This is a genomic window from Streptomyces flavofungini (assembly GCF_041028215.1).
Taxonomy (GTDB): Bacteria; Actinomycetota; Actinomycetes; order Streptomycetales; family Streptomycetaceae; genus Streptomyces; species Streptomyces flavofungini_B.
Genome location: NZ_JASKYR010000552.1, coordinates 1 through 6,050 on the forward strand (window position 1 = coordinate 1; position 6,050 = coordinate 6,050).

Here is a 6,050-nt window from a genome sequence, read left to right on the forward strand (position 1 = left end):
CGCAGACCCTGTCCGACGTCGACGTCTGACCCGGCGCCCTTCGCGCCGCACGGTCACGCGTCCCTCCGTCCTGCCCTCATCGTGGAGAACCCCATGTCCCCTGCGCACCCTCGTGCGTCCGCGCCGCGCACGCCGAAATCCCGCGCGCCCCGCTCACGGGCGCCCCTGTGGCGGGCGGCCGTCGCCCTCGCCGTCGTCGCCCTGTCGCTGTACGTCGCCCTCACCCAGTCCGCCCGCCTCGGCCTCGATCTGCGGGGCGGCACCCAGATCGTCCTGGAGACCAAGGACGCGCCCGGCGTCAAGGCCGACGCCCGCTCCACCGACCGTGCCGTGGAGGTGCTGAGGCAGCGCGTCGACGCCCTCGGCGTCGCCGAACCCGGCCTCGCCCGCTCCGGCGAGAAGCGGATCATCGTCGAACTGCCCGGCGTCCAGGACCCCCGTGAGGCCGCCGCGGTCATCGGCCGCACCGCCCAGCTCTCCGTGCACCCGGTCACGGGAGAGACCCCCGAAGAGACGTCCGGGAAGACCGGGAGCGGCGGCTCACGCACCCTTCCCGACCCCGACAAGCCGGGCAGCCGCCTGATCCTCGGCCCCGCCGTGCTCTCCGGCGACGGCGTCAAGAACGCCGAGGCGGTGCTCGACCAGCAGACACTGGCGGGCTGGATCGTCTCGCTCGACTTCCGTGCCGGGGCGGGCGCCGCCTGGGCGCGTGTCACCGGCGAGGCGGCCTGCGCCCCGCAGACCGCACCCGAGCGGCGCGTCGCCATCGTCCTCGACGACAAGATCATCTCGGCCCCCGGCGTCAACCAGGGCGTCGCCTGCGGGACCGGCATCACCGGCGGCTCCACCCAGATCACCGGCGGCTTCGACCAGGCCGAGGCCCGCGATCTCGCCGCGCTCGTCAAGGGCGGCGCCCTGCCGGTCCCCGTCGACGTCGTCGAGCAGCGCACCGTCGGCGCCACCCTGGGCGCCGAGGCCATCGCCGCGAGCACGCAGGCCGCCCTCATCGGCATCGCCCTGACCGCGCTGTTCATCACGGTCGTCTACCGGCTCCTCGGCGCGCTCGCCGCCCTCGCCCTCGTGCTGTACGGACTGATCTCCTACGCCGCCCTGGTGGCGCTCGGCGCGACGCTCACCCTGCCGGGGCTCGCCGGATTCGTGCTCGCCATCGGCATGGCCGTCGACGCCAACGTCCTCGTCTTCGAGCGGGCGCGCGAGGAGTACCTCGCGGTCAGGTCGCCGGATCTGGCGAAGCCCGTACGCACCGGCTTCGCCAAGGCGTGGAGCGCGGTCGTCGACTCCAACGTGACGACGCTGCTCGCCGCCGGGCTGCTGTTCTTCTTCGCCACCGGACCGGTCAAGGGCTTCGGCGTCACCCTGTGCGTCGGTGTGCTCGCCTCGATGGTCACCGCCCTCGTCATCACCCGGGTCTTCGCCGACTTCGCCGTCGGCCGGGAGTTCGTGCGCGGGCGGCCCGCCCTGACCGGCATCGCCGCCACCGGCCGGGTGCGCGCCTGGCTGGCCCGCCGTGACCCCGACCTGGTGCGCCACCGGCGCCGCTGGCTGGGCGCGAGCGCGCTGCTCGTCGTGGTGGCGGTGGCGGGCATCGTGCTGCGCGGCCTGGACTTCGGCGTGGAGTTCACCGGCGGGCGTCTGGTGGAGTACAGCACGAGCAGGCCCCTGGACGCGGACACGGCCCGCACCGCGGTCTCCGACGCCGGGTTCCCGCGCGCCGTGGTGCAGGAGTCGGGGGACGGCGACCTCACCGTCCGCACGGAGCGGCTCACCGACGACGAACAGCGGCGCGTCACGGCGGCGCTGGAGAAGCGGGGCGGCACCGTCACCGTCGAACGCGACGAGCTGATCGGACCGAGCCTCGGCGACGAACTGCGGCAGAAGGCGCTGATCGCCCTCGGCATCGCCGTCGGCGCCCAGCTGCTCTATCTGAGCGTGCGCTTCCGCTGGACCTTCGCGGCGGCGGCCGTGTCGGCGATGGTCCATGACGTCCTGCTGGTGGTCGGCCTCTTCGCCTGGCTGGGCAAGCCGGTGGACAGCGTCTTCCTCGCCGCGGTGCTCACCGTGATCGGCTACTCGGTCAACGACACCGTCGTCGTCTTCGACCGCGTACGCGAGGCCAGGCGCCGCGACCCGCGCGCGGGCCTGGCGGCCACCGCCAACCGCGCGGTCGTACGGACCCTGCCGCGCACGGTGAACACCGGCATGGGCGCGCTGTTCATCCTGGCCGCGCTCGCCGTGCTCGGCGGCGACTCGCTCGCCGACTTCTCCCTGGCGCTGATCACCGGCGTCGTGGTCGGCATGGCCTCGACCGTGTTCACGGCCGTGCCGATCGCCGTCGCCCTCGAACAGCGCAGCCCGGCCGGACCACCGGCCGCCCGGCCCGGCGGGACCGGGGGCCGGGGCGCCCACAGCCCGTTGGAGGAGCGGCGGAAGAGGGAGCGGGGCACGGGGGCGGTCGTCTGAGGCGACCGGTCACGGTGGCCCGGGGTCTCTCCCGGGCCACCGGCCCCGCCGTCGGGGCGCCGCTCAGACCTTGCGCCAGCGGGCGTTCGCCCAGGAGAAGAGGCCGAAGGCGGCGAGTCCGGCCGCGACGAGGGCGAGCAGCCAGGGGCCCGCGCCGGTGTCGGTGAACGAGCGCAGGGTGTTGTCCATGCCCTTGGCCTCGCCGGGCTTGTGCCGCAGCGCGGCGGTGACCGCGAAACCGCCCGCGACGGCGAACACCACGCCCCTGGTGCCGCCGCCGACGACGCCCAGGACGTCCACGCCCTGGCGCACCCGCCGCGGCATCTCGGACAGGCGCAGCCGCTTGTGGAACTTCCGCATCACCGCCCGTACGGCGATCCAGACCCCCGCCACCACGACACCGGCGCCCGCCGCGGCGACGATCCACTGACCGGCGGGCCAGTCGAGGACCTTGGCGGTGACGTCCTTGGTCTGCTTGTCGCTCGATCCGCTGCCGCTGCCCTCGTCCCCGGCCGCGTAGGCCAGGACGGAGTAGGACACGAAGCAGTAGAAGAGGAAGCGCGCGCCGGACGTGGCGCGCTTGCCCGGCTTGTGGCCGTCCGGTCCCGCTTGGCCGAACGCGGCTTCGGAGAGCCGCCACAGCGCCATTCCGGCCAGGGCGAGACCGAGCAGCCACAGCAGTACGTTCCCGAACGGGCGGTCCGCGAGCTCGGCCACGGCGCCGCCTCGGTCGGCCTGGCGCTGCCCTCCGTCGGAGAAGGCGATCCGCAGGGCGAGCGCCCCGACGACGAGGTAGATCACGCCACGGCCGACGAAGCCGGCCCGTGCCACCGCGTCGACGGTTCGCCCCTTGGCCGCCCGCCGGGCTTGGCCCTTTCCCCGCGCTGTTATCGAAGGCAGATGCATGGCTCCCGGATGCCCCGCCACCACCGCTTCATGCGGTGCGGGCGGTGCCCCCGGGGGGCATGTCACCTCACCGGAAGGCGGTGCCCGCACCCGCCCGGCCGTCCACGCACGGCGCGCCGACCGGGATCGTGAACGTACTGTCGAGCCGGGTCAGGCGGAGCACCCGCCAGTTGCCGGGGCGGCCGGGAACGAGCCACAGGGTGCCCCGGTCCGCGGCCACGCGCTGACGGATCCGCACCAGCAGCCGCAGACCGCCGGCGTCGAGGAATGTCACCTTTCTCAGGTCGGCCACGACTTGGTGGCCCGCTCTGTCGAGGACGGCTATGACATGGGGGCTCAGTTCCTGGTCGGCCCAGGCGTCCAGCTCACCCCAGAACGTAAGGACATCAGTGCCGTTCACCACGCGGTGGCGCAGACCGAAGGTGAAGTCGGCAGTGTCCGTCTCACGGTTCAGCAGTTTCCTGCCTCCTTCGCGGAGTTCACGGAGAGTAGTTGTCGAAGGGTGGCTTGGCCTCGGAAAGACCGGGTTCGGACGCCGTCATGGTCTGGGGCGGTTCCGAGGTCCCATGTCCATCGTTCCCGCTCAGCGGCGTTCGTACCCTTGTCCGCCGGGAAGTTTGAACGAGAAGCGGAGTTGACGAGGCGTCAGATCAACGACTACGCACAGTGATTACAGGTCCGCGCCGCGCCGGGCCAGATACCTGACCGGGTTCACGTCCGAGCCGTATCCGCGCTTCTCACGGATCTCCAGATGCAGGTGCGGACCCGTGGCTCGCCCCGTCGCGCCGCTGCTCCCGAGCCTGGTGCCGGTGCTGATGCGGGAGCCCCGGCGCACCGAGACGCGCGAGAGATGGGCGTAGACCGCGTAGTGCCCGTCCGGCATCCGCACGGTCACCGCCATGCCGTACGCGCCCGACCAGGCGGCGAGCACGACCCGCCCGCCGCCGACCGCGTACACCGGGGTGCCGCGCGGCACCGCCAGGTCGATGCCGGTGTGGTGGCCCGCCGCCCACTGGCCGCGCACGCCGTAACGGGCGCTGACCCGGTAGCGCCGCCGCAGCGGCAGGACGCGGGGCTGGCGCGGCGCCATGTTGCGCTCGTCGTCCTGCTCGGGGAAGTCGGCCACGCCCTCGGCGAGCGCCTCCTCGAACTCGGCGTCGTAGCCGAGCGGACAGTCGTCGTCCGCTCCCGCGGCCAGGGGCTCCGCGTCGCTGCCCGGTGCGGTGGCCCCCAGCGAAAGAGCGCCGCCCGCCAGGAGTCCCGCGGCCAGGCCGAGGGCCCGGCGTCGTGTGGTCGTTCCCGCCCGAGGCGGGCCGTCTATGTGGTTCTCCATCTCACCAAGCACAGCGGGCGAGACCCCGGGGCGCACGCCGACTGTGCCATCCGGCGTACCCCCCCGGCGAGCCGTGAGGTGCCCGCCAGGCCGGTCGAACCGCCCATAACCACCGCCAATTCGTACGGATCAGCGCCCTGTTGTCGTGCCCGGCGCAGGCAGCGGATACGGTGCTGACGTGGTGATCGAGAGGGAGGGGCCGGTGCCAGGTACTGCGCTGCTCATCGCGGCGGCCCCCGTGAACAAGAGCCGTCTGGTCGACGCGGCCTCCGTCCTGCCCGTACTCGCGGCGGTGACCCCGGCGGCGCTCGCCGGCACCGCGACCGCGAGCGTGGTGGAACTGGCCGATCCGCTGGAGCCGCAGACGGTCCTGACCCGGCTGCGCGCCGCGGCCATGGCGCCGGGCCCCCTGACGATCTACCTGATCGGACAGGTGCACCTCGACCGGCGCCAGCGCCTGCCGCACCTCGCGCTGGCCCGCACCACCCCGGCGACCATGCGGTACACCGGATTCCCCTGGCACTGGATCGGGCAGGAGGTACGGCTGCGCCCGGCGGGCAGCACCACCGTCATCGCCGACCTGCACACCGACGCCGAGAGCTGGCAGACCCTGGCCACGCGGCCCCTCGACGCCGGGCCCGGCGTCGCGCTGTACGGCCGGATCGCCCCGCCGGTCCGCCGCAGGACGCCCGCGGACCCCGCCTACATGAAGGCGCTCGCCACCGTCCTGCGCAGCGGACACCGCCCGCCCGCCCTCCAGCTCGCCCAGTCCCTCGGCGACGACGCCAAGGACCTGGTCCTCGCCCTCGATCCCGCCGCCGCGACGCCCGGCTTCCCGCAGCCGCGCGAGGAGCCCGTCCCGCCCGTCGACCCGCACGCGGCGATCACCGCCGCCGTGCAGGCGGGACGGCACGGCGAGGCGGCGGCCCTCGCGGCGTCGTGGGAGCAGAACGCGCTGCGCACGCACGGACCCGGTTCGAACGAGGTCATCCATTGGATGGAAGTCCGCGCCGACCTCGCCCGCTTCGCCGGTGACCCCGCGCGCGGCTGCGAGACCTGGCTCGCCGTGGCCGCGGCCCGCCTGACGGCGGGCCAGACCACCGACTCCCCGGAGGTGGAGGCCGCGGCGGACCGCGCGCACCACCTCCGGGGAGTCGGTGGTCGGGGGGGGGGGGGGGGGAGGTGGAGGCCGCGGCGGACCGCGCGCACCACCTCTGGGACCGGGTGCGCGACGCCGAGACCGTACGCGCGCTCGGCCCGGCACCTGACGGCGCAGCGCCGCCTGGAGCAGTTCCACTCGCAGCACGTCGGCTGAGAGCCGGTGCCGCAC

Annotated in this window: 5 protein-coding genes; 2 read left to right on the top strand and 3 right to left on the bottom strand. The window is 74.1% G+C overall.

Annotated elements, in window-relative coordinates:
- Positions 1-93: 93 nt before the first annotated feature.
- The gene (gene secD, locus AB8Z36_RS29400) at positions 94-2,481 is read left to right on the top strand and encodes a protein translocase subunit SecD (protein ID WP_369216423.1); all 2,388 of its coding nucleotides are present in this window, start codon (positions 94-96) and stop codon (positions 2,479-2,481) included.
- A gap of 63 nt (positions 2,482-2,544) precedes the next feature.
- Here secD and AB8Z36_RS29405 read toward each other — a convergent pair whose 3' ends face one another.
- The 3 genes from AB8Z36_RS29405 to AB8Z36_RS29415 all read right to left on the bottom strand — a co-directional run bounded on the left by AB8Z36_RS29405 (position 2,545) and on the right by AB8Z36_RS29415 (position 4,720).
- Entirely contained in the window at positions 2,545-3,387 is an 843-nt protein-coding gene (locus AB8Z36_RS29405; RefSeq protein ID WP_369216424.1) for a DUF1206 domain-containing protein, read from the bottom strand.
- A 67-nt stretch (positions 3,388-3,454) separates the two neighbouring features.
- Complete coding sequence (locus tag AB8Z36_RS29410; protein WP_369216425.1) at positions 3,455-3,790, bottom strand: STAS domain-containing protein; 336 nt, start codon at positions 3,788-3,790, stop codon at positions 3,455-3,457.
- Positions 3,791-4,057: 267 nt separating this feature from the next.
- On the bottom strand, positions 4,058-4,720 hold the full coding sequence (locus tag AB8Z36_RS29415) for a M23 family metallopeptidase (RefSeq protein ID WP_369216426.1): 663 nt from the start codon (positions 4,718-4,720) through the stop codon (positions 4,058-4,060).
- A 202-nt stretch (positions 4,721-4,922) separates the two neighbouring features.
- Between AB8Z36_RS29415 and AB8Z36_RS29420 the strand changes: the two genes are divergently transcribed.
- A complete protein-coding gene (locus tag AB8Z36_RS29420) occupies positions 4,923-6,035 on the top strand; it encodes a hypothetical protein (RefSeq protein ID WP_369216427.1) in 1,113 nt (370 codons plus the stop codon).
- Positions 6,036-6,050: the final 15 nt, after the last annotated feature.